Annotated in this window: 18 protein-coding genes; 11 read left to right on the forward strand and 7 right to left on the reverse strand. The window is 36.1% G+C overall.

Annotated elements, in window-relative coordinates; genetic code table 11:
- The first annotated feature begins 74 nt into the window (after positions 1–74).
- The 4 genes from BKM63_RS16125 (at position 75) to BKM63_RS16135 (ending at position 3,399) form a co-directional block, all read left to right on the forward strand.
- Positions 75–647: a Crp/Fnr family transcriptional regulator gene (locus tag BKM63_RS16125; RefSeq protein WP_071637613.1), complete on the forward strand. Its 573-nt coding sequence runs from the start codon at positions 75–77 to the stop codon at positions 645–647.
- Positions 648–744: 97 nt separating this feature from the next.
- Complete coding sequence (locus BKM63_RS24045; protein WP_278248023.1) at positions 745–873, forward strand: hypothetical protein; 129 nt, start codon at positions 745–747, stop codon at positions 871–873.
- 257 nt (positions 874–1,130) lie between these two features.
- Positions 1,131–2,354: an MFS transporter gene (locus BKM63_RS16130; RefSeq protein WP_071637614.1), complete on the forward strand. Its 1,224-nt coding sequence runs from the start codon at positions 1,131–1,133 to the stop codon at positions 2,352–2,354.
- A 43-nt stretch (positions 2,355–2,397) separates the two neighbouring features.
- On the forward strand, positions 2,398–3,399 hold the full coding sequence (locus tag BKM63_RS16135; protein WP_071637615.1) for a TIGR03571 family LLM class oxidoreductase: 1,002 nt from the start codon (positions 2,398–2,400) through the stop codon (positions 3,397–3,399).
- Positions 3,400–3,469: 70 nt separating this feature from the next.
- Here the strand turns inward: BKM63_RS16135 and BKM63_RS16140 are convergent, their stop codons facing one another.
- From BKM63_RS16140 to gndA, 4 genes are all read right to left on the reverse strand, one after another.
- Positions 3,470–3,829, reverse strand: coding sequence for a hypothetical protein (locus tag BKM63_RS16140; protein ID WP_071637616.1), 360 nt, complete (start codon positions 3,827–3,829; stop codon positions 3,470–3,472).
- 148 nt (positions 3,830–3,977) lie between these two features.
- Complete coding sequence (pgl, locus tag BKM63_RS16145; RefSeq protein ID WP_071637617.1) at positions 3,978–4,694, reverse strand: 6-phosphogluconolactonase; 717 nt, start codon at positions 4,692–4,694, stop codon at positions 3,978–3,980.
- A complete protein-coding gene (zwf, locus tag BKM63_RS16150; RefSeq protein WP_071637618.1) occupies positions 4,678–6,207 on the reverse strand; it encodes a glucose-6-phosphate dehydrogenase in 1,530 nt (509 codons plus the stop codon). The genes pgl and zwf overlap by 17 nt, the downstream gene beginning before the upstream one ends.
- 26 nt (positions 6,208–6,233) lie before the next feature.
- Positions 6,234–7,643: an NADP-dependent phosphogluconate dehydrogenase gene (gene gndA, locus BKM63_RS16155; RefSeq protein WP_071637619.1), complete on the reverse strand. Its 1,410-nt coding sequence runs from the start codon at positions 7,641–7,643 to the stop codon at positions 6,234–6,236.
- Between the two features lie 438 nt (positions 7,644–8,081).
- Between gndA and BKM63_RS16160 the strand changes: the two genes are divergently transcribed.
- From BKM63_RS16160 to BKM63_RS16175, 4 genes are all read left to right on the forward strand, one after another.
- Entirely contained in the window at positions 8,082–8,717 is a 636-nt protein-coding gene (locus tag BKM63_RS16160) for a hypothetical protein (RefSeq protein ID WP_071637620.1), read from the forward strand.
- 115 nt (positions 8,718–8,832) lie between these two features.
- The gene (locus BKM63_RS16165; RefSeq protein WP_071637621.1) at positions 8,833–9,285 is read left to right on the forward strand and encodes a hypothetical protein; all 453 of its coding nucleotides are present in this window, start codon (positions 8,833–8,835) and stop codon (positions 9,283–9,285) included.
- A gap of 140 nt (positions 9,286–9,425) precedes the next feature.
- Positions 9,426–9,917: a GNAT family N-acetyltransferase gene (locus BKM63_RS16170; RefSeq protein ID WP_071637622.1), complete on the forward strand. Its 492-nt coding sequence runs from the start codon at positions 9,426–9,428 to the stop codon at positions 9,915–9,917.
- A gap of 578 nt (positions 9,918–10,495) precedes the next feature.
- On the forward strand, positions 10,496–13,441 hold the full coding sequence (locus BKM63_RS16175; RefSeq protein WP_071637623.1) for an Ig-like domain-containing protein: 2,946 nt from the start codon (positions 10,496–10,498) through the stop codon (positions 13,439–13,441).
- 82 nt (positions 13,442–13,523) lie between these two features.
- Here BKM63_RS16175 and BKM63_RS16180 read toward each other — a convergent pair whose 3' ends face one another.
- Both BKM63_RS16180 and BKM63_RS16185 read right to left on the reverse strand, forming a co-directional pair.
- Positions 13,524–14,525, reverse strand: a complete 1,002-nt coding sequence (locus BKM63_RS16180; protein ID WP_242661164.1) for a TQO small subunit DoxD — start codon at positions 14,523–14,525, stop codon at positions 13,524–13,526.
- 235 nt (positions 14,526–14,760) lie between these two features.
- Entirely contained in the window at positions 14,761–15,120 is a 360-nt protein-coding gene (locus BKM63_RS16185; RefSeq protein WP_071637625.1) for a hypothetical protein, read from the reverse strand.
- 371 nt (positions 15,121–15,491) lie between these two features.
- On the opposite strand from BKM63_RS16185, the gene BKM63_RS16190 reads away from it, so the two are divergent.
- The 3 genes from BKM63_RS16190 to BKM63_RS16200 all read left to right on the forward strand — a co-directional run bounded on the left by BKM63_RS16190 (position 15,492) and on the right by BKM63_RS16200 (position 22,377).
- Positions 15,492–18,878 (forward strand): SusC/RagA family TonB-linked outer membrane protein, encoded by a 3,387-nt coding sequence (locus BKM63_RS16190; protein ID WP_071637626.1) that lies wholly within the window; start codon positions 15,492–15,494, stop codon positions 18,876–18,878.
- Positions 18,879–18,891: 13 nt separating this feature from the next.
- The gene (locus tag BKM63_RS16195) at positions 18,892–20,895 is read left to right on the forward strand and encodes a RagB/SusD family nutrient uptake outer membrane protein (RefSeq protein ID WP_071637627.1); all 2,004 of its coding nucleotides are present in this window, start codon (positions 18,892–18,894) and stop codon (positions 20,893–20,895) included.
- A gap of 693 nt (positions 20,896–21,588) precedes the next feature.
- On the forward strand, positions 21,589–22,377 hold the full coding sequence (locus BKM63_RS16200; protein WP_071637628.1) for a polysaccharide lyase: 789 nt from the start codon (positions 21,589–21,591) through the stop codon (positions 22,375–22,377).
- Positions 22,378–22,459: 82 nt separating this feature from the next.
- On the opposite strand, the gene BKM63_RS16205 is transcribed toward BKM63_RS16200, so the two are convergent.
- Positions 22,460–24,067: a class I SAM-dependent methyltransferase gene (locus BKM63_RS16205; RefSeq protein WP_071637629.1), complete on the reverse strand. Its 1,608-nt coding sequence runs from the start codon at positions 24,065–24,067 to the stop codon at positions 22,460–22,462.
- Between the last annotated feature and the right edge of the window lie 42 nt (positions 24,068–24,109).

The following is a 24,109-nucleotide window of genomic DNA, read 5'->3' on the forward strand; positions in this document are numbered from 1 at the left end:
TTATCATCGGTAAAAGTTTTTTGTTACTTTCGTAAGGGATTAGATCAGGTAGTTCTAAAAAGAATTTGCATTTTATGGAAAATCATTATTTATTATTAAGAAAACATATCGAAGAAATAAGCCCGTTAACTGATGAGGAATGGAATATTGTTGCCGATTGTTTTACTTATAAGAAATTGAGAAAACACCAGTTTTTAGTGCAGAAAGATGAGCTTGTTCCTTCTGAATACTGGATCATAAGCGGCTTATTGAAAACATACGCTATTGACAACGAAGGTAAAGAACATATCCTGCAGTTTGCAATGGAACAATACTGGACAAGTGATTTTCATGCTTTTCAGAATCAGGTTCCGGCTACTTTATTTATTGATTGTATTGAAGATTCTGAGTTTTTTTGTCTTCGGTTAGAAAACAGGGAAAAATTGTGCAGTGAAATTCCAAAAATGACCAATTTTTTCAGAATTAAATCACATTACGGCTATATCGCTTTGCAGCAACGCATAATGTCTTTATTAACGCAGACAGCAGAAGAACGTTACAATAATCTAATCAAAAAACTTCCTTTACTAATTCAGCGTGTTCCTAAAAAGCTTCTGGCTTCTTATTTAGGAGTTACGCGTGAAACCCTCAGCCGATTTAAGGGATAAAAGTGTGATCTATATCACTTCAAAAGTGTGATGTTCATCCTCGCATATCTTGTGTCATCGTTAGAACTTTGTACTGTTAATTTTAAACAATATAATGATGAAAACGATCCACTATTTTATGCAGGCTGTAACTGCTTTTTTAGGCACTGGCAATTATGCACAAAATAAATTAGAAAGAATACCAATAGTTCTTGAAGTAATTCCGGGCAACATTCCCTATCTATAGCTGGCATTGAAATTCATAATCTAACCTTATTAAATAATAACATGGTCTTTGGCAGTATTTCTTACCAGATCACAGACATTAAGAGTAATTAAATTGGTTGTTGGATAGGAGGATGTTCTTCGGAGCATTCTCTTATTTCTCTTCACTGGTTTTTAAAGCTTTTATCCACAACCTAAAATTTTACAGCGATTTATTTCTCCCAAAAAAGTACGGGAATAATCTCCCTTTTGATTAATAATTTTATTTGAAACAACAATATGAAAACAAATGAAACAACAGTTATTGGCAAAACAGCCAGTACACGAAAAAGACTGCCTGCAGCGTTGTGGGCATTAACTATCAGCGCATTCGGAATTGGTACCACAGAATTTGTTATTGTAGGTTTACTGCCCACGGTTGCCACAGATTTAAACATTAGTATCCCATCAGCAGGATTACTGGTGAGTTTATATGCAATTGGTGTTGCTATTGGTGCACCAATATTAACTGCCTTAACAGGAAGTATTCCAAGAAAGAAATTGTTAATCTGGCTTATGATTGTATTTATTGTAGGAAATGGCCTTGCTTCGATTGCACCTGGTTTTGCCACATTGGTGATGGCAAGAATTATTACCGGACTGGCTCATGGTGTTTTCTTTTCGATAGGTTCTACTATTGCGGCTTCATTAGTACCGCCTGACAAAAGAGCCTCGGCAATTTCTATTATGTTTACTGGTTTAACTGTTGCGATTGTTACCGGAGTACCTTTTGGAACTTTTATAGGTCAGGAATTTGGATGGCGTGCTACTTTTATAGGAGTGGCTGTTTTGGGATTAATCGGCTTAATTTCAGGTTGGATTTTATTACCTAATAACATCGAAAATGAAAAAACAATAGCCATAAAGGATCAGTTTAAAGTAGTAGCAAACGGCAGATTACTTTTAGCTTTTTTAATGACTACTTTGGGCTACGGTGGAACTTTTGTTGCCTTTACTTATTTGTCTCCCATTCTTCAAAAAATCATGGGGCTTTCTGAATCAATGGTGAATGTAGTTCTTGTATTGTACGGAATAGCGATCGCTTTCGGGAATCTTATTGGAGGAAAAGCGGCAAATAAAAATCCACTGAAAGCATTATTATGGATGTTTGTTTTACAAGCAATTGCTTTATTGGTTTTTACGTTTACTGCCAGTGATTCTGTTTTTGGAATCATCACTTTATTTATTATGGGAGCCTTATCATTCTCTAATGTTCCGGGCTTACAATTGTACGTAGTTCAATTAGCAGAACGTTACCTGCCGGGAACCGAAGATGTGGCATCTGCTTTTAACATTGCTGCTTTTAATGTTGGAATTGCCATTGGGGCTTATGCAGGCGGATTAGTGGTAGAATCTACTTTAGGACTTGAATCTACTCCTTGGGTTGGTGCCTTGTTTGTGGTACTTGCAATAGGTGCGACTTTATTAAGCTCCAAAATATCAAGTAAAAAGAACAGCAAATAATTAAATAACTAGTAATCTGTTAACCGTTAATTTAATTTTTAAAATGAAAACAATTTGCAAAATACATATACCCGGCCGAATGACTCTTGGACTCGAATTTCCATTAGACAACGACTGGTCTCTTGAAGGAGAGAAGAAAAGAAAAAAACAAGGACGTCCTTTTGGAATTCCTGATATAAGCAGACATACGGAACTTATTCAATTAGCTGATAAACTTGGATTTGCTGCTTTATGGATGCGGGAAGTTCCGGTGTACGATCCAAATTTTGGCGATGGAGCCCAGGTTTTTGATACTTTATCATACTTGGGTTATGTTGCCGCAATTACCAAGTCGATAGCTATTGGAACGGCCGCCGTTGTACTGCCTCTGCATGATCCGCTGCAGCTGGCCAAAGCAATTGCCACGATCGAAAACTTATCCGAAAGCCGATATCTTTTTGGTGTTGGTTTGGGAGATCGTCCTGTAGAATTTCCGCTATTTGGATTTGATTTTGAAAACAGAGCAGATCGATTTGTATTGAATCATGAAATTATTAAGGAAGCCTGGAAAGATGAGAGTGAACTGCATCACTTTTTTGGAAAGACTTCTAATGGGATAGAAATTTATCCAAAACCTAAAAATGAAATTCCATGGATTTTAGCCGGAAGAGCCAAACAAAGTATGGATTGGATTGCTCAAAATATGCAGGGCTGGTTCAATTATCCTAGGGATGTAAAAGATACGGAAATTTTGGTAAGAGAATGGAAAAATGCGCTTTACGACAACAATCAGGCCTCAAAACCTTATATCTCAGCTTTTCATTTAAATCTTTTAAAAGATCCTGATGCACCTTTTACGCCGCATCGTTTTGGTGGTGCTGTCGGAATCAATGGATTGGCAAGTTTGATGAGGTTGTATGAACTGGCAGGAGTAAACCACATGGCGCTTCATTTAAGAAAATCTGAAATTCCTGTCGATGAGGCTTTAAAATTGATTGCAGAGAAAGTACTGCCTCATTTTGATGCAGCTGACTTTAAAAATCAATCCACTTACCAAGAGGAATAAAATTTTAAACAGTTTGTGTTCAATAAAATCATCCGGGATTGAACACAAACTGTAAAAAAAAGTTTAGGAACTAGTTTAAGGGTTCACTGCTTTTTATTCTTAAACAATGTTCTGTGCCGAGATAAAGCGGGTTGCCATGTTTTTCGGACCAAAAACCTTCTAAGACATCTTTGGTTAGGCAGCGGTAAACAGCTACTCCTTTATAGGTTTTATGGTCTTCTCCTTTATATCTAAAATTGATTACCAGAATATTATCTTTAAAGAAACCATTTCCCTTTTGCTCCTGAGCATTATTAATAAGCCAGTTGGCAGCAATTCGATTGTTTTTATCTAAGGTTAAACTCAAAACACCTTTATAACTTACTTCTGGGTTCTCATCTTGATTACTTCCCGAAATGGCGTAATTACCAACTAAATCTTTTATTGTCATTTTTTTCAATACGGAAATTTACAGCTTCTTGTTTTTATTGGATTTTTAGAGATGTTGAGGTGTAAATAGGAGGCAAAGCTAAGCAAATTAAAAAAAGAGTTTATACTATTCGCATAAACTCTTACTATATTAAAATTTTAAAAAGATCTTAATTTGTACTGGCGGCACTTTTATCTACAAGAAATAATAAATCTCCGGAAACAGGTTTAATTAACTGCATTGGGTAAACTGCAGGATTGTAAACTCCGCTGGTTACTTCTTTTAATGCGGGTGCTTTCTTCTCTCCAAAAGCTACTACGATAATCTTTTCGGCTTTGTTTATCAGCGGTGCCGTAAGTGTAATGCGGTACATTTTTTGAGGTTCAAGGTAATAGGCATCTACCCATTTGTTTTGTTCTTCTAAGACAGCTTGTCCCGGAAAAAGAGAAGCCGTGTGGCCGTCGTCTCCCATACCTAATAAGATAAGATCAAATTTTCCTTCATCGCCCAGAACTTTTCTAATAGATTGTTCGTAGATAACGGCATATTCCTCTGGCGTAACACCATCCTTATACATTTCAAAAATATTTTCTGACGGAATAGGAACGTGGCTTAATAGGGTATTATAGGACATTTTTGCATTACTAAGGTCATCATTAAGAGGCACCCAGCGTTCGTCGCCCCAGTATATAAACACTTTACTCCAGTCTACCTGATTTTTATATTCTTCAGACGCTAATAGTTTATAAATTCCGGCAGGAGATGAACCGCCGGTCAGTACAGCTGTAAATCGGTTTTTTTTAGCAATTGCTTTTTGTGCCGATTCTATAAAGATAGTCGCGGCCGCAATGTTAATTTCTTCGGTATTATTATATATCTGTATCATCGGCTAATTCTTCTTTAGTTTGTGTATTTGGAATCCAGGCGTGTCCTTGTCTTGCTAATAATTCGTCAGCTTCTTCAGGTCCCCAGCTTCCTGCTTTGTAATTTGGGAAATTTGTTGGCGCTGTAGTTTTCCAAACCTGCTGAATGGTATCAATAGCATCCCAGGCTTGTTCTACCTGATCCCAGCGCATGAATAGGGTAGGATCTCCTGCCAGCGCATCGGCAATTAGTGTTTCATAAGCTTCCGGCGACATAGTAGAACAGGCAAAATAATCAAAGATCATTTCTGCAGGTCTTAACGAAAGTGACAGACCCGGTTTTTTGGTCATAAACTGAAGTTTAATATCCATTGCAGGCTGAATATTGATAATCAATCTGTTTGGTGTCATGCCTTCTTTTCCATAAGAGAAAGAGGAATGCGGCACAGGTTTAAATTGTATAATAATAGAAGATTGTTTTTCTTCCATGCGTTTTCCTGTACGCAGATAAAACGGAATTCCCTGCCATCTCCAGTTATCCAGATATATTTTCATTGCCACATAGGTTTCTGTATTAGAATCCGGAGCAATTCCTTTGTCCTGACGATATCCCGGAACCGGTTTTCCTTTTATAGTTCCGGCATCGTATTGACCTCTTACAATATAATGATCCACTTCGTCCGGTTTAATGCGTCGAATAGATTTTAAAACATCTGCTTTACGGTTTCGGATGTCGTCTGCAGCTAACGAAGCCGGAGCTTCCATGGCAGTCATACATAAAATTTGAAGAAGATGATTCTGAATCATATCTTTTAAAGCGCCGACACCTTCATAAAATCCGCCTCGTTCTTCAACGCCCACTTCTTCGGCTACTGTAATTTGGACAAAATCAATAAAATTTCGGCTCCATAAAGGTTCGAACATCGAATTTCCAAAACGGAACGCAAGGATGTTTTGAACGGTTTCTTTACCCAGATAATGATCGATTCTATAAATCTGTTCTTCTTTAAAAGTCTGCGAAAGCATAACATTAAGTTCGATCGCAGAAGTTTTATCGTAACCAAAAGGTTTTTCAATAATAATGCGATCCTGCGTTGGATTAGCAGCAAGGCCTATTTTCTTAATATTATTAGAAATTGTCGTAATAAAAGAAGGCGTAATCGATAGATAAAAAAGACGATTGGCACGTTCTCCAAAAGCTTTATCAATATTATTTATTTTTGTATTTAAGCTTTGATACGACTTTTCTTTGTCGATATCAAGACTGTGATAGCTTATGTGGGAAAGAAATTTTTGAGTTTCCGGATCAGAAAGTCCTTTCTTTCTCGAAAAGGTGTTTAGGTTTTCTAAGACATAACTGCGAAAATCTTCGTTTGTTTTTTCAGCTCTTCCAAGTGCAATGATTTCAAATTTCTCTGACATACGTCCATCCAGATACAAATTTTGAAATGCAGGAAAGAGTTTTCTTTTTGCCAAGTCTCCGGTTCCTCCAAAAATCACAATGATTGTTGGATTTATATTTTTGAACTTACTCATTTGTGTGTTGTGTTGCTTTTAGTTCTTTATTCAGACCATTGTGTGTGAAAAACACCGGTTTTATCAATACGTTCGTAGGTATGAGCCCCAAAATAATCACGTTGTGCCTGAATTAGATTTGTTGGCAGGTTTTCAGATCTGTATGCATCAAAATAAGCTAATGAATTCATAAGCCCAGCTGCAGGTAATCCTTGTTGAACTGCAAATTGAATAACAGCTCTTGTTCCAGCTTGGTTTTGAGTTAATTTTGAAGCGATTCCGGCATCTAAAAGTAAGTTTGGTAAATCTTTTTTGGCAGCAAATGCTTTTCTGAAATCTTCCAGGGCATTCGCACGAATAATACAGCCTCCACGCCATATTTTGGCAACAGTTTCCAGATTTAATCCGTAATTGTATTCTTTAGAAGCGGTATGAAGCTGTGCTAATCCCTGAGCATAAGTCACTATAATAGAAAAGTACAAGGCAGATTTTAATGCTTCAATTGCTTCGGTTGTATTTGTATTTTTTTCAGCAACGTTCCAGACTAATTTGGTTGCAGCTTCAATTCTTTCCGGTTTTGTTTTAGACATATCGCGCATTACCACTGCTGCGTCTATAGTTGGAACCGGTACTTGTAAATCCATAGCGTTTTGAGAAGTCCATTTTCCTGTTCCTTTAGATTTAGCCCAGTCTGAAATTTTATTGATCAGTCTGCTTCCGTCTTCATCTTTTTCTTTCAGGATTTTTCCGGTAATTTCAATCAGATATGATTTAAGGTCATTTGTCTGGTTCCATTCTTCAAAAGTTTTCTGAATCGTATCTTCATCCAGATTATACCCTCTTTTCATCAGGTCGTAAATCTCAGAGATCAATTGCATGATTCCGTATTCGATTCCGTTGTGAACCATTTTTACGTAGTTTCCGGCAGATCCGTTTCCTAAATATTCTACACAAGGTTCTCCATCTACTTTTGCTGCAATAGCTTCAAAAATAGGACGAAGTCTCTCATACGCCTTCTGATCGCCGCCCGGCATCATGGCAGGACCAAATCTGGCGCCTTTTTCTCCTCCTGAAATTCCCATTCCAAAGAAGTGAATTCCTTTAGCAGATAATTCCAGAAATCTTCTGTCGGTATCCGTAAAATAGGTATTACCGCCATCAATTATAATATCTCCCTTGTCTAAATGAGGAAGTAAGCTTGCTATCGCACTGTCTACAGGTTTTCCGGCAGGAACCAGCAGCATAATAGCTCTTGGCTGCTGAATAAGTTCTACAAAATGTTTAACATCTGTAGTCGCTTCAATTGTATGATCAGGACCTGCTTCTTGTTGAAGAGAGTTGACTTTTTCGGTATCCAAATCTAAACCTGCAGCCGCAAAGTTATGGCTTGCAATATTCAAAAGCAGGTTGCGGCCCATTACACCGAGCCCTACAATTCCAAAATCAAATTTGTTCATAGTTTTCAATTAACTAATAATTATTATAAAAGTGTTTTTCTGAGAAAAAATGTAAGAGAAAAAACAGTAACGCTTTTTCATTCAGTTCGTTGCAGAAAAACAGTGTTTGTTTTAATCTTATAATTTAAGATTTACTGTGCTAAGTTAGAGAAAAATGATGAAATAGTATAGGATTATAAGTGCACTTTAAGGCTTTGTTGTGATACTTTTTTAAGTGTAAAAAATATACTTAAAATAACAGGATTGTTTAATGTGCTCTTTTTAATTTTATTGATTTGAATGTTCCTTAATCGTAGTATAATTAACTAAATTCAGTAAAATCTGGTACTAAACTCAAGATCCTTTACAATTTTTGATAAAAGTTAAGAACTGAAAAAAAATATGAGTTGATTTTTATAGATTTGTAAAATTAGTATGTTCCCCAAAAAATCTAAGACAATGAAATCGTTTACTTCTATTTTTTTATTTTTAATGTTTGTCTATTCAAATTCTTATGCGCAATTAAGTTCAGATAAAATATTCGAAAGCTTTAAACAGGGAGAACGTACAAATTGTTCATCTATCGCTTTTATCAAGGCTTCTTTGAATGTTTACGGATTAGACAATCTTTTTGCGGCAGAACAAATAAACGACAGTCTGTATAAAATAAAATTAAAAAATGATGCTGAGTTTAATCTAAAAAGCGAGGAAATAGATAAAGCTAAAGTATCTGCCGGATTTATCTATATTAAAGATAATTGCGAGAGCGAAAAAATAACAGATTATGCCGTCTTGACATACGCAGTAATGGCAAAGTACAAGCAGATTATTGACAAAGAGTCGACTTTTGACAGAGCCTTAGAAGATTTAGAAGATGGTGCGGTATACACCCCAACGATTTATAAATACCTCGGATTTAAATTAGGAAAGCAGATACAAAGGCTGAAACGACAATCCGGAAGCGAATATTGCGGTGTTGTAGCCTGGTCAAAAGCGCACGCGGTTTTTGTATGCGAAGAATTTATGGACTATTACGGCAACAAAAAAAGTATATGGATAAAGTATCCGGGGCGCTTTAGAATAATAAAGTCATAAGAAGACAGAAAAACTAAGTGTTAAAATTCTCTAAAAAAAGAAATTAAATAAAGTTGTAATTTAAGTTAATTTGTATATTTTTGCTCTAACCAAGAACCAATTACATCCTACGAAAATGAAGAGTAAAATTATTCTATTAAGTATCCTTTTCTTCTTGACGACTGCTGCAGTATCAGCACAAGCAAAAAATGCTCCAAGAAGTATTATCAGTACAACAGCCCTTATCCGTAAATACCATGATCAAAAAGAATTGAGCGGTATGCAGAAAGGCGAACTTTTGGAGTTGTACATTGAACGTATTAAAGTTTTAGTAAAGACTCTTCCTTACATCGCTTTGGTTACTAAACCAGGTGTTACAATGGCAGACCTAGGTATTCCAGACGATGGTGACCACAAAAAGATATTAGACAATCAGGCAGTTGGTACAACAACTTTCTTAGATACTACAGTAGAGTTTCAAAGAAAAATGATGCCATACTCAGATAAAGGAAACCTTATCGCTGCGATTTTGTTTTATGAAAACACATTAAAATCTTTACACGAGTTTAATGAATTAAACGAAATGTAATCATCACTTAAGTATACATATAGAAACCTCCAAAGTCATTTGATTTTGGAGGTTTTTTATTTTTATTAGAAATAATAATTAGGTAAAAGTTTTAGCATAAAATTTATTTTGGCAGCATTTATTTTCGATATATTTGAAATATGAATGAAAATATAAAAGACATAGTGATCAGACCAGCTGTTAATGCTGATTTACCGAGACTTGCAGAATTTCTGCAATTTCTAGTAAATGCCGAAAGACCTTTTGATCCAACATTAAAAGAAGGGGAGATATTTTATTACAGTATACAGGAACTTATTCTGGACAATAAGACCGAAGTTTTGGTTATTGAATGCAAAGGGCAGCTTGTAGGTTGCGGTTATGCTCAAATTCGAGAAGCTAAACCTTATCAAAAACACGAACTTTTCGGATATCTTGGATTTATGTATGTTGATCCTGAATTTAGAGGAAAAGGCCTCAATGGTTTATTGATTAATGAACTGAATAAATGGGTTTTATCTCAGGGAATAAGTGAGGTGAGACTAGATGTATATTACGATAATGAAGCGGCGGTAAACGCTTATAAAAAAGCAGGATTTAAAGCCATACTCACCACAATGAGATGTGATATAAGCGAGACAGATAATGAATAAAAACTAGTTCCGATTAGAAAAAAAGGCTCCGGCGGAGCATCATATTTATAGCAGTTATGTAGGCCGTGATTTCAAGCTCCAGAGGGGCGAAACAGGTGTTGTTTAAAGATATACCACTCCTATGGAGCTTTATGTGTGTGTCGAAATAAATTATTGCTATAAATATTATGCTCCTCAGGAGCTTTAACGGCAAGTAGTAAATTCAGTAATAGCTATTATCGTATGTAAAGAAAAATCTATGTATTAAAAACTCTTTTAGGTTTGTAATTTGCAATTTTCAGGGTTCTAAATAAATAATTTTTCATTTTAAAGTTTAAAAAAAGTGAATGTCTTTATAAATGACGTTAATTTTTTTTAAATCCACATTGTTTTTATCTTAAAATGTAAGTTTATTATCTATATTTATTCTTGATTTTTTATTTGGGTTAAAATTTTAATAATCTGATTTTAAATGTGTTATGTGTTTTTGTTCGATGAGTAAATCTTGATTTTTATTCCATCTTTTTTAAAACATCTTTTTTCGGTTTAGTTTCGATATGTCCTTTTTCTAGGAATATCTAACTTAAAAACCGAAAATTATGAGAAAACAATTACATGCTATTTTTTTTAAAAGAGGCCGATGCTGCACTCTTATATTATGGATCTTTTTTGTCCTCTTAACTTCAAGTATATATGCACAACGCGGCTATTATGATGCGCCGTATAAAAGATATGAAGCAAATTTGGGTCAATTGTCTAATGGAAGCACCACTACTGCAAAATCATACAATCAGGCGGATCTTCAATCTGAGGCCTCAGACCAACAGTGTGTTAATATGTCGGCAGCCAATGCTGCAGTTCAATGGACACTTACAGAAGCGGCAGATGGTCTTGTAATTCGATACAGTGTTCCCGATGGACAAACAGGGACTTTGGGAGTGTATAATGGAAATACCAAAATTACAACTCTTACTTTGACTTCTACCTGGTCATGGGAATATTTATGGAGCAACGGAAATCCAAATAACAACGGAATTACCAATCAAAATCCAAGAATGCGATTTGACGAAGTCCGCTATAAACTTCCAAGTAAAATTCCTGCTTCAGGAACATTAAGATTGGTACGAGAAACAGGGAATATTCATTTGGATTTTGCTGAAATGGAACCGGTTCCAACGGCTGTTACGGCCCCGGCTGGCGCAGTTACTTATACAGGAAACGGAAGCGATCTTCAAACTTTTATTGATGCCAACGGCGGTAAAAAAATATTTATTCCAAGTGGTGTTTATAATGTTAATCGTGAATTGTATTTTGGGTCGGCTAATACTTCATTAATTGGCGCGGGAATGTGGTATACGCAGATTAATTTTACCAATACCAGCAGTTTAAATGGAGGATTGCGCGCAAATGCCAGCAATATTTCATTTTCAGATCTTTATTTAACCACAAATTCAGCTTCCAGAAGTAATTCTTATAAAGCCATAAACGGCGTTTTTACGAGTGGTTCTGTAATAAAAAATATTTGGGCAGAACATTTTGAATGTGGTGCCTGGATTGCACAATACAATTCTGGAGGTCCTGCAATTGCCGATGGCTTTACGCTTTCTCACTGTCGTTTTAGAAATAATTATGCTGACGGAATTAATCTTTGCAAAGGAACTGCAAACGCGATTGTAGAGCATTGTAATTTTAGAAACAATGGAGATGACGATCAGGCTATTTGGTCTGCTGACGGACTGGAATGTATTAATAATACGTTTCGATATAATACTTCGGAAAACTGCTGGCGTGCTTGTGGTCTGGCGATTTACGGCGGTAAAAATAACAAAGCTTACAATTTAATTATAAAAGACAATTTAGAAGCAGGAATCAGAGTTAGTAATAATTTTCCAGGAGCGCCATTTAACAATGACGGAATGCATGAAATACACGATATCACCGTAACAGCCTGCGGTACTTTTAACGATACCTACAACAATCCTGTAGCGGCAATAGATATTTTTAGCGCCGCTATTGCAGGATCTCAGGTTAAAAATGTACAGCTTTACAATATCGATATCTTAGATTCAAGAAATGACGCTATTTCGATAAGCAAAAGATCGGGAGACGGAATTTATAATCTTTCTTTTAAAGACATAACAATCAACGGAACAGGTAAGGAGTTTCCGGGAAATAATGTACTTAACAGAAACTGGGGCCGAGGCTTTTTTGTACTTATAGCAGGTTCTCCAGCCGGAAATGGCACTTATTGCAATATGAATTATTCTAATAGAAGCGGAAATGCCACAGTTAATGAAGAAACGAATGCAATTGGAACATTTTCCTGGACAGCTGCAACAAATTGTTCCAGCACACCAGTTGGGGTAACGGGGGTAACGATAACACCTGCGGCAGTTACTTTAGGGGTTGGCGCAACGCAGCAGTTAACGCCAACAGTTGCTCCGGCTAATGCAACAAACAAAACGGTAAGCTATAGTTCTAACAATACAGGCGTGGCAACTGTAAATTCGGCTGGTTTGGTAACGGCGATTGCTCAGGGATCTGCAGTAATTACGGTAACCACTCAGGATGGAGCTAAAACGGCAACGGCTGCTATCACAGTAAATTCATCAAATGTTGCAGTAACTAGTGTAAGTCTTAGTCCAACAACAGTAACATTGGCTGTAGTAGCAACGCAGCAATTAACAGCAACGGTTCTTCCGTCTAATGCCACGAATAAATCGGTTAGCTATGCTTCAAACAATACTGGTGTAGCAACTGTAAATAGTTCAGGTTTGGTAACCGCGGTTGCTAACGGAACAGCCACAATTACGGTAACCACTGCAGATGGAAATAAAACCAGCACAGCTGCAATTACAGTAAACACGGCCACAGGAACTTATTTTACGATTAAAAACAAATGGACTGGTAATTATTTATATGATGCCGGTGCTAATGTAGGATATGGCCCAACTGTAGCAAACAATAATTATAAATGGGAAAAAGTAGCGGTAGATGCAACTTATTTTATATTAAAAAATGTAGGTACGGGAGATATCATGCATATTGAAAATTTAACAGGAGCGGTACAATGTACTGCAGGATCAACTGGCTGGTGGAGTGCACAATGGTCAAACGAAAATGTTGACGGTACGTGGGTAAGAATTAAAAACAGATGGCAGACAGGAAGCATGATTCATATCGAAAACCTAAATGGATCTGCGCAATATGCAGGAGCTCAAAACAATTGGGAAAGTGCTCAATGGCAATTTCAAAGTACTACATCAAAAAAAGTTGAGTTTACTGAAGCGGTAACAGTGACTGAAAATTCGCTGGTAAGCATTTATCCAAATCCTGCTGTTAATAATGAGTTTAATGTTGTGCTGCCAGAATTAAATGCAGGCGATATTGCAACTGTAACAGTTACGGATATAAACGGAAGAAAGGTTTTAGCAGAAAAAATTACTTCATCTGCAAAAATCAATCATAATTTAGCCGAAGGAATATATGTAGTTACAATCAGTTCAAATGATTTTAAGGTTTCTAAAAAAGTGATTGTAAAATAATAGTTGTTTAACAGTAGTTTCAGAATAAAAAATAATCCCTATGCATAAAAACATAGGGATTATCATTTTTTTTAAAGGATCTTTATTGAATGATTGTGGTCCAGCTTTCGCCGCTAATATCTATTAATTCCAGTGTATATACTGCTTTTTCATGTTCGGGAATTTGAAATTTCAACCGGGCTTTTGCGCCTAATGGCAGGATCAAACTGTGTTTTCCGGGTTTTACTTTAGCAACGTAATCATTTTTGATCTGTTCTTTGGTTAATTTTGACAGCTGTACCTGATTCTGTTCAAAAAGAATTTTTCCTTGTTTGTCTTTTAATTTAATTTCAATAAGAAAAGAACCATAAACATCTGCGCCTTCATCCCTAAAAACAGTAAAACTTAAAGTATTATTTATAATTGAAGCATCGCTGATCGTAACATGCGGTCGTACAGAAAGATTATGCAGTTTGCCATAAACACCTCCATGAAAATATTGATTGGTAAATAAGGTAAGTGCTAAAATAAAAACAGAACCTATTAATATTGTTTTACTGATAGTTGGATCTTTTAATGGCAAATTTCCGGAACCTAGAAAACGGAACCATTTTTTAGTGGTAAAAGATATGTTTTTTCGGGTAAGATATTCGTCAAGCGAATATTTTCCTCCGCCGGACATAAAAATGGTAAATCCAGAGGCTGCTCCCAAAACACCTATCTGCCATTCATCCAGACAGGTTGTTCCCAGCCATCCGGAACCTAATAAAATACCAAATGCAAGACTAAAAACGCCAATACTCATTAATCGGGTAAAAAGACCAAGCATAAATAAAAGTCCCACAATTCCTTCAATAATAGTAAAAGAAGCCATTGCCCACCAAAGACTCTCAGGATTAGAAACAAGATTTTCTATGATGGGTTTGATGCCCAGTGCGTGCGGAAGAAAATGGTTGAACTTTTCTCCAATATATCCTGCCTCCTCGGGATTTAATTTGTTTTCTAAGATTAGTCTTCGCCAAAAAGCAGAAAAATAAGTCCAGCCTGCCACCCAGCGCAGCGCTGTAGTAAACATACCGCTATATAAATAGGTTTGATTGTTCATTGTAATTTGAATTTAATTATAAGAAATAGATAAAGCTTCAATAACCGAAACCTGCAGCATATAATTGATTTTAACACATAGAAGCATAGAATTAAATAATCTCAAAAAGGCGTTTCACTTGTATTAATAAACATAGCTATGTGTTAAATGATTTTATAATCAATGCAAAGTGCAGCTAATTATGCTCAACGGTTTAACAGAAGTATTGAAGTATAGGGGTATTACAATTAAAAAATCAAATCAGATATTGTTCGTGTAATAAATAGATAGGAATGATTTTGAACACTTTTTTCTTTGGAAAAGAAATGCTTTGAACTTTAGAAGCATTAAGTACTTTTTGAAAATCAGAGAAATCAGATAAAAAATGTTTCTTTAAATCTTTATCCTTAACAGAATCTAAAGCCTTTTTTACGGTTTTATCTATGTAGATAAAACAAGTAGCAGACAGATTACTGTTTTGGTTGTTTTTAAGTTCGTTTACAGGAACATCCAAAACTAGTTTAATTTCTCTTTTAGCAGAACACGGAAGGCATACAAAGAACAGCACCAAAAGGATGATAGTTCTGTAGAGTATATTTTTTGTATGATAATGCATTAACCTGTTTTCTAAATTTCAAATGTAACAAGATTTTTTTTAGAATGTTGTAAGCGAGTTGTTAATATACTTATTTTAAATGAAGCCTCTTTTTTGGCTTAAAAGAAAAGGTTTTCTTATGACATTGAATTATCATTATTTATGCATTACATATTTTTTATTTAGTTTTTTTTGAATAATGTCATTTTTTTAAGACAAAACGAAGGTGAAATGTATTGCCAAGATTTTTTTATCCCCTAAAACGTATTTTATTACTCCTTCTGAGAATCATTATTATTCAAATTTGCAGGCAAATCACGAATCGATATTTCACCTATCTCATTGTGGTTTTTTCAAACTAACTATTTAATTAACCAAATTACCAACCAAAAATGACAAATTTTATTAGGATTCAAAAAAGTCCTGATTGTGTGTCTGTATTTGATTTGAAAAAGAAAATAATGATGCTTTGTGTATTGTTTTCTTTATTTCAAGTTGATGGATACGCTATTAGTTCTAAGGGTACAAAAGAAAAGCAAAATGTACAACAGCAAAAAAACATTACCGGACAGGTTAATGACGAAAATGGTTTGCCGCTTCCTGGTGTAACCATATTAGAAAAAGGAAGCAAGAATGCAACCTTAACAGATTTTGACGGAAAATTTACTTTAAAATTAGAAAACGAGAATTCAGTATTAGTATTCTCTTTTTTGGGTTATGTAAATTCAGAAGTTGCCGTAAAAGGAAAAACTACAATTAATGTAAAAATGCAAAAAACTACAACTTCATTAGAGGAAGTAGTTGTTGTAGGGTATGGTAAAATGAAGAAAAAGGATTTAACGGGAGCTATTGTTCAGGTAACACCTGATAAATTAGCCAACCAAAATCCGCAGACGGTTCAGGATATATTAAGAGGGACTCCGGGTGTAAGAGTAGGTTATGACCCTTCTGCAAAAGGAGGAGGAAATATACAAATTCGAGGGCAGACTTCTGTGTATACAGGTACAGATCAAAAAACAGGCGGACCTCATAATTCACCGCTTATTATTTTAGACGGAATGCAGTTTTATGGAGAACTTTCGGAAATCAATCCTGATGACATTGCCCAGCTTGATATTTTAAAAGATGCATCGGCTGCATCTGTTTATGGGTCTAGAGCGGCGGCAGGAGTTATTCTTATCTCAACCAAAAAAGGTAAAACGGGTAAACCAATGGTTAGTTTTACTACCAATACAACGATTAGCAATAAGAGTGCTTATCGTGGTGTGTATTCTCCACAAGGATACTTAAAATATCGTGAAGATTGGGAAACTGCCCAAACTTACGGCGTTAATACAGCAACCGGGCAATATGAAGCATGGATATCAGGGACCACTGCTGCAGGTAAACCGGGGTATTTTTCAAATCCTAATGATTTAGGCAAATGGGGGATTACCGAAGCGCAATGGTTAGCTTATCAACCCGCTGCACAAACAAACGGAAAAAGTTCGAAAGAAGTATGGGGAGCACGTTTGGGATTAAATTTTGATCCTTCACTAATGGCTAATTTCCTGGCAGATAAAACACACGATTGGAGTAATAGTTCTTTTAGAACAGGAATTAATCATGACAATAATTTGAGTGTTTCCGGAGCAAGCGACAAAGTAAATTATTATATGTCTTTTGGTTATTTAACCTCAGAAGGGGCTATTGTGGGCAACGATTATAAAGCATCCCGTTCTAACATGAAAGTCGATGCTAAAATTACAGATTGGCTTGACTTTGGAATAAATGTTAATTTCCAGGATCGATCAGATGGAGATATAACTCCCTCTTTAGGAACAAACGCCGGGGATAATAATATGATGAGAACCAGCCCGTTTGGAACTTTTAGAGATGCAAATGGCAACTATGAGAGACAGCCAATGGGAAAAAATGTTTCAGGGCAGAATTATAATTATTATTACGAACGCCAATTTATTGAGAAGGAGACAGGATATACGACATTGAATACCATTTTTAATACAAAGGTAACTTTGCCTTTGGGTATCACGTATACCTTTAACATTGCGCCTCGCTATCAATTTTTTCACGATCGTTATTTCAGATCAACACAAAATCCAAACTGGCCGGCAGCTACCACTGGGGTAAATAGAAATAATGCTACAAGATTTGATTATAACCTGAATAATACAATAACCTGGGATTATACAATTGCTGCAAAACATCACATCGTTGCAACTTTTGTTCAGGAAGCCGAAGAACGCCGTTATTGGTCAGATGGAATGGATGCTTATAATATTCAGCCTTCGGATGCTTTAGGGTTTCACCTTGTAAACACGGCAACAATGGCGAATAGTGCGCTTAGATCAAACGACACACACGAAACAGCAGATGCATTAATGGCTAGACTTTTCTATTCGTTTGATAATCGTTATATGCTTACAGCGACTGTCCGCAGAGATGGATATTCTGCATTTGGGGCTTCAAATCCTTACGCAGTTTTCCCTTCTTTTGGAGTGGCATGGACCTTTAAAAATGAAAAGTGGTTTACATGGGATGCGATGAGTACTGGTAAATTGCGTTTGTCTTGGGGTAGAAATGGAAACAGGTCGCTTGCAGATCCGTACGTTTCTGTTGCAAACTTAGTAAATACGGGAACAATGGGATATTTAGATCCTTCAGGGAAAGCTCTTGAAATTAAGTATTTAGCACTTGATCGTCTGGCAAATCCAAATTTGCAATGGGAAAAAACAACCTCAACAAATATTGGTCTTGACTTAGGATTTTTACATGATCGTATTACCGCTTCTTTAGACCTTTACAAGGCATCTACTCATGATATGATTATGAGTCAGTCTCTGCCTGGTTTTACAGGATTTTCATCCATTGCAACCAATCTTGGAGAGGTTCAAAATCAAGGTATGGAATTGAGTATTAACACTCTTAATATGAAAAAGCCAAACTTTGAATGGCGTACTACATTTGGAATATCTTATAACGAAAATAAAATAGTGTCATTATACGGCAATATGGTAGATATTAAGGATGCAAGTGGTAATGTTATTGGGAAAAAAGAAGGTGATGATTCAGCAAACGGATGGTTTATAGGAAGGCCGATCACACAAATCTGGGATTATAGAGTTACTGGAATCTGGCAAAAAGATGAGTGGAAAGAGGCTCAAAAATACGGACAGCGTCCTGGAGACCCAAAAGTAGCAAACAGTTATACTGCAGACGATGTAGATGCAGTAGGACCGGATGGTGTTCCTTATAAAAAAGCGGTTTATAACGAAAAAGACAAACAGTTTTTAGGAAATTCAAATTCTCCTGTACAGTGGTCGCTGCGCAATGATTTTAAGATTTATAAAAACTGGGATTTGGCAATCAGTATGTATTCTAATGTGGGAGGTAAATCACTTAACTCAAATTACATGAATACTTTCAATGACGCCAGTTTATATAAATTCAATTTCAACCCGTATGTAAATCCGTATTGGACACTTGACAACCCAACCAATGAGTGGGCGCGTCTTGATGCTAAAGGTCCTGCAGGAACTCCGGTGGCACCAGGAAGATTGTATGATCGCAGTTTTATTCGTTTAGATAACATTTCGCTGGCCTATACGCTTCCTAGAGATCTTTTAGACCGCGTGCATATCAAGAGTATAAAAATTTATGCTTCAGTTCAAAACGTAGCAACATGGGCTGCTTCTAAAGAATGGAAATACTTTGGAGATCCGGAAACAGGGGGATTGGCTACGCGACAGTTTAATTTAGGTTTTAATTTCCAACTTTAATAATTATTCAACAATGAAAAGATATATAAAAAATAAAATTACAAGACTGGTGCCTTTTGTGGCATTGGCTGTGCTGTCTGGTTCTTGTTCAAAAGATTTTCTCGAAGCAGATCCGCTTTCGTTTTACGAACCTGAAACTACATTTTCTACCGAAGCCGGGCTGCAGGCAACCTTAGCTCTTTGCGACAAACAATTGCGTAATAATTATATTCACTTTGGTTATTCGGGGGTGAGTGTGCCTATTGGTACAGAGTATCTTTTCTCTGATATGGCGCAATATGGAAAAACGGATACGGGCAGTAATATTGCTGATTATGCGAATACTATTGTTCCTACCGGAGATTTTCGAAGAGATGCAGGCGGCGAATCGATTTATCTTGGGTTTCTTTGGACTGAAGCCTATACTGGTATTAAGAATGCAAATACCGTATTATCATTTATTGGTAATGTGAAAACTTTATCAGAAGAAGTTAAAAATAAATATATCGGACAGGCTTATTTTCACAGAGCCTACCGTTATCTTAATCTGGTTTATCAGTTTGGAGATATTCCTTTGATTACTAAAATCTTGTCAGTTCCTAAACAGAGTTATTATTCTACTAAAAAAGAAGCTATCATTGAAATGATTACAGCCGATATGGAGAAAGCTGTACAATTTGTACCGGAACAGTCAAAAATAGGATATGTAGGTATGGTCAGTAAAGGTGCATGTCGTCAGTTACTAATTAAATGTTACTTAGCGTCAGGTAAATTTGCCGAAGCAGAAGCACAGGCTAATATTTTGATTAACCAATCAGGTTATTCTTTGGTACAGAATACTTTAGGTATTTTTGATCCGGGAGGGAATCCAACGGCATGGCCTATTACCAGAAATGTGATCTGGGATTTACACAGACCTGAAAACAAGGTGATTTCTGCTAATACTGAGGCTATCCTGGTAGCACCAAATGGAGGAGCTCAATCATTTTTAGCATTTTCTTCAATGAGAATTTTTGGACCTAACTGGAATGATGCCAATTTAATTACTCCTGACGGTAAAACTGCAGCACCGCGTTTTCCATTGACAGATAAGACTAATTACAATGCAAAATACGATTATCAAAGAGCAATAGGCCGTGGTATTGGTACGATCAGCGGTTCTTACTATTCACAGCATCCTATGTGGGTTGTAAATAATATTGAAGATAAGCAGGATCTTAGACACAACAGCACAGTTGGAAACTGGGTGAATATGGAAGATCTTAAATATGCTCCGGGAGCAGGCGGCAGTGCTACGTGGGCTGGACAAAACTTTAGAATGAAGGATGCATCAGGCAAGTTGTTAGCACAGGATTCTATTCGTGACTGGTTTGATTTTCCACATTATAAAATCTTTTATCACGATGTTGTAGCCGAAGCGAATCCGGCAGCAAATGATTTTCAGGGTGCTACTGCAGGAGCAAGCGCGCACATGTACATCTATCGCTTAGCTGAGACTTATTTATTACGTGCAGAGGCTCGTTTTTATCAAGGTAATGCTTCTGGAGCAGCTCAGGATGTAAATGCGGTAAGAGCAAGAGCAAAAGCTTCGCAAATGTATACTACAGTAACTATTGGTGATATTTGTGCAGAAAGAGGAAGAGAACTTTATCTGGAAGAATGGAGAAATGTCGAGCTAAAACGTATTTCGCACTGTCTTGCCATGAGCGGAAAACCAGATGAGTGGGGACATACCTACAGTAAAGACAATTGGGATAAACAAGCAGGAACAGATGCAACAGGCGGAAGTTATTGGTACCAGCGTATTGTACATTATACGCTTTACAACAAATATCCGGCAGGTATTTCTCTTAAACCAGGTGTAAAATTTTATACTATGGACAAGCGTAATAATTACTGGCCAATTCCGTATAGACTGGCTATTGAACCTAATATTAAAGGCCAGTTAAGTCAGAACTTTGGTTATGACGGATATAATCCAGCCGTTAAAGTTTGGGATAAATGGGAGGATGCTGTTGCAGACGAAAGTAAAATTTAAATCTTATAATCAAAGTTTTAAAAACAAAATAGTAAAATAAGCAACTTCTGTTTTAAAAGAATGCTAAAGTAAAAAGCGAGTTAATTTAACTCGCTTTTTTTGTTTTTATGATATTTTATAAAGAGTGAGACAAGTTTAAAGATTGCTTAGCAAAAAAATGCTCCTGTGGAGCATAATATCGATAGGAATTGCACACCCTTGATTTCAAGATCCATAGGAGCGAAACATATATTGTATGAAATATTCCGCTCCTATGGAGCTCTATGTGTATGGAAATAAATTAAGCTATAAAGATGCAGCTCCTATGGAGCTTTCATACCAAAATCTGAAATCAAAAAACGAGTGAGATTTCTTATTCTAAATCGCCATCAATAAAAATCAACTTAAACCATTTGAGATTTATTAAGGTTTTGGTTCTTAGTGTTTTAAATACTACGTAAATTTTTCTCGTTTTTTTTATTGATAACATTTTTTTAGCCTAAAAAATGTACCTAAAACTTAATGATTGGATTTTTGTGTACCCAAAATCGTACGTAATTACTCCCTATGAAAATTCTTATTAATCACCTTTGTAATGTCAATTGATGCTGATTTTGAGTACTATAGGAAGTTTTCTGTTTCAGTACCAATTGATATAACTATCTATTATTTACTAACCATTAATTATTTACTAACCTTAAAAAGTTTTAAAAAATGAAAAAACTATTAAAATTAACAAGTTTATTATTTGTTACAGCATTAGTGTTTAATTCCTGCGAAAAGGAGCAGGATCCAAATGAGGCGCAAAGCGTTAACAAAGAACTCCCTCAAACTGTGGATGAAAATGCAGCCTCAGCTGATGCTCCAAAAGGAGGAAATGTCACGGCAAGAGGTACAGCCGCGGCCAGAACAATTACATTGCAAACCAATACGCTATCGTGTCCCGGCGGATTGTGTACTTCCTATGGTGTTTGGTCAACCGGAGTTTATACCGTTTGGTTCCAAATGAAATTTAATAATGGATTTTATTGGAGCAGAGGCGGTAAATGCGGCTACGGAATCTTAATTGGAGATCAAAATACCGGAGGCGATCCAGGATGGGATGGTAATGGAGGTAGTGCCAGATTTATGTGGTATTGCCCAAGTGGTTCAAACACTGCAAAAGGGAGTGGTGCTTATTTACAGCCTTATGTTTATTACAAAGATCAGCCGGGACAATTTGGTAATGATTTTGGAAAGAAATATTACATCCAGGAAGGTGTGACGTATAACTGTCAAATATCTGTTAAATTAAATACCGGATCAAATACTGACGGATACGTAAAATATTATGTAAATGGCACGGAGATATTAAATCAACAAATTCGATGGGTAACTAACAATTCTAAGAGAAATGTAAATGCAGTAAGTCTTCACACTTTCCGTGGAGGCAGTCAAAATTACTGGACAGCTCCTGTAACAAGTTCTATTTATTATCCTAGTGCCTCTTGGGATGCGCTATAATGACTATATGCTTTAAAACAAAAGGCCCATTTCGAAAGAAATGGGCCTTTTAAGTATTTTGTATTAAGATCGTTTTAAAATATCAATTCCCTTTTAATAAATTGATGCTAACCGTTGCTATATCGGCATCCGGAAATCTTTTAAAAATGGATTGATCCGGAAACAGTCCTGCTTCGGCTGCAACGGCATTAAAAACATCTATTTCAACAATATATTGGTCAGAAAATCCATGAGTGGCATCATAAGCTGTTGCAGGTGTTTTTCCTAAATTATGGGCGGCGAGTTTTGGATTTATGGTGTGTAGTTCTATCAGAAGCAAACCAAATTTGCGCACATAAGGCGACCATTTTTGTAAATGCTCCAAAAGATTATCTTCGACCAGATTATTGCTGATTCTCTTTCCTCTGTAGGCAAATGCTCCTGTAGATTTACTTATCCTGTTTTTGTTGATGTGCTTCGGATCTTCCCAAATTCTATTATGATCTAAAAAAGTCCTTACGTTAAGTAAATCTTTTAAATCAATATTATAATTCTCTCTCAAATCATCCGATAGCAAATCTGGACGGCCAATATCTCCCCAAATTACTTTTGCCCAAATATCTGCTTTTATAAGATTAGCCCGGGTTACTTTCAAAGCTGCCTGATTGTAATCTGCCCCAACCAAAAACAAAGGATAATCATCGAGCATTTTTCCTCTTAATGTCTGTCTGTCAATTACTTCAAAAATATGCTGCAAGAACGCGCCGTTACCGCATCCCATATCTAAAATTCCTTTTGGCTGTTCGTCAATTGGCAGGTTAAAAAGTTTAACAATAATCTCATCTACCACTTTGAAATAAGTATCATGTGCGCCTCCGCTTCCCCAAACGTTCATTTCACGATCAACGTGAATTTCGTTTTCGCCATCAGCTGTTGTTCTTAAAGCAGCCGGATCTCCAAAAATCAATTCTTCAATTTTAGCAAATGTAGGCAGATAAGAAACCGTTACGCCGTAAGCACTGGCTCTTTTTGCAAAAAACAGTCCTACTTCGGTAAATTGATAATTGCCGTTTTTTTCAAGAAACCACCCAAGATGAACAAAAAAGTCTAATATTTTTTTAAAGTTTTCGGGAGATTTATGAAACTCTTCCGGTCTGAAAGAAGTCTCCATAAAATACTTATGAAACATTCCGTTCATTGCCAAACGCACTATTGTCGGCCCAATTAAATATCCTTCGATATGTTTTAAAATTTGTTCCTGAATGCTATTGGTCAGGATATCATCCGAATGTTTGATTCCGTAGCTGTTTTTGTATTTTTCAAGAATAATGTTGAGTTTTTCAAATGGTTTATCATCAAAGAGACGAGCATGAAACTGAATAGAATATTGTAATAAATCGACAACATCCTGATAGAGATGAAACATCGAAAAAGCGATTTGGGTATTTTCATTTACTGAAATTACAATTTCCTGAGTGCGGTTATCGACTTCATAATCTAGAAATCCCTGAGAAGCCAAAATTCTCAAACCTACATTCAGATAACCTTCATTTGCTTTAAAAACAGTTATAAGTTCACTTAATTGTACTTGTTTTTGATTCAGAATAAATTCTAAAACAGCATTGTTCTTTAACGCTATTGCCACAGGTGCAACAGCTAAGCCATCAAGATGCCTGAAAATGGAACTTCTAAGTTGAGATTTATCGGTCATAGTAAAAGAATGAAAGTTTACTAAAGATAACGATTTTTTTTA

This window comes from Flavobacterium johnsoniae, assembly GCF_001879205.1.
GTDB lineage: Bacteria > Bacteroidota > Bacteroidia > Flavobacteriales > Flavobacteriaceae > Flavobacterium > Flavobacterium johnsoniae_A.

What these genes read in the sequence shown, in the direction of transcription:
- BKM63_RS16125 (WP_071637613.1), top strand. Translation starts at nt 75, where the DNA reads ATGGAAAATCATTATTTATTATTAAGAAAACATATCGAAGAAATAAGC.
- BKM63_RS24045 (WP_278248023.1), top strand. Translation starts at nt 745, where the DNA reads ATGAAAACGATCCACTATTTTATGCAGGCTGTAACTGCTTTTTTAGGC.
- BKM63_RS16130 (WP_071637614.1), top strand. Translation starts at nt 1,131, where the DNA reads ATGAAAACAAATGAAACAACAGTTATTGGCAAAACAGCCAGTACACGA.
- BKM63_RS16135 (WP_071637615.1), top strand. Translation starts at nt 2,398, where the DNA reads ATGAAAACAATTTGCAAAATACATATACCCGGCCGAATGACTCTTGGA.
- BKM63_RS16140 (WP_071637616.1), bottom strand. Translation starts at nt 3,829, where the DNA reads ATGACAATAAAAGATTTAGTTGGTAATTACGCCATTTCGGGAAGTAAT.
- pgl (WP_071637617.1), bottom strand. Translation starts at nt 4,694, where the DNA reads ATGATACAGATATATAATAATACCGAAGAAATTAACATTGCGGCCGCG.
- zwf (WP_071637618.1), bottom strand. Translation starts at nt 6,207, where the DNA reads ATGAGTAAGTTCAAAAATATAAATCCAACAATCATTGTGATTTTTGGA.
- gndA (WP_071637619.1), bottom strand. Translation starts at nt 7,643, where the DNA reads ATGAACAAATTTGATTTTGGAATTGTAGGGCTCGGTGTAATGGGCCGC.
- BKM63_RS16160 (WP_071637620.1), top strand. Translation starts at nt 8,082, where the DNA reads ATGAAATCGTTTACTTCTATTTTTTTATTTTTAATGTTTGTCTATTCA.
- BKM63_RS16165 (WP_071637621.1), top strand. Translation starts at nt 8,833, where the DNA reads ATGAAGAGTAAAATTATTCTATTAAGTATCCTTTTCTTCTTGACGACT.
- BKM63_RS16170 (WP_071637622.1), top strand. Translation starts at nt 9,426, where the DNA reads ATGAATGAAAATATAAAAGACATAGTGATCAGACCAGCTGTTAATGCT.
- BKM63_RS16175 (WP_071637623.1), top strand. Translation starts at nt 10,496, where the DNA reads ATGAGAAAACAATTACATGCTATTTTTTTTAAAAGAGGCCGATGCTGC.
- BKM63_RS16180 (WP_242661164.1), bottom strand. Translation starts at nt 14,525, where the DNA reads ATGAACAATCAAACCTATTTATATAGCGGTATGTTTACTACAGCGCTG.
- BKM63_RS16185 (WP_071637625.1), bottom strand. Translation starts at nt 15,120, where the DNA reads ATGCATTATCATACAAAAAATATACTCTACAGAACTATCATCCTTTTG.
- BKM63_RS16190 (WP_071637626.1), top strand. Translation starts at nt 15,492, where the DNA reads ATGACAAATTTTATTAGGATTCAAAAAAGTCCTGATTGTGTGTCTGTA.
- BKM63_RS16195 (WP_071637627.1), top strand. Translation starts at nt 18,892, where the DNA reads ATGAAAAGATATATAAAAAATAAAATTACAAGACTGGTGCCTTTTGTG.
- BKM63_RS16200 (WP_071637628.1), top strand. Translation starts at nt 21,589, where the DNA reads ATGAAAAAACTATTAAAATTAACAAGTTTATTATTTGTTACAGCATTA.
- BKM63_RS16205 (WP_071637629.1), bottom strand. Translation starts at nt 24,067, where the DNA reads ATGACCGATAAATCTCAACTTAGAAGTTCCATTTTCAGGCATCTTGAT.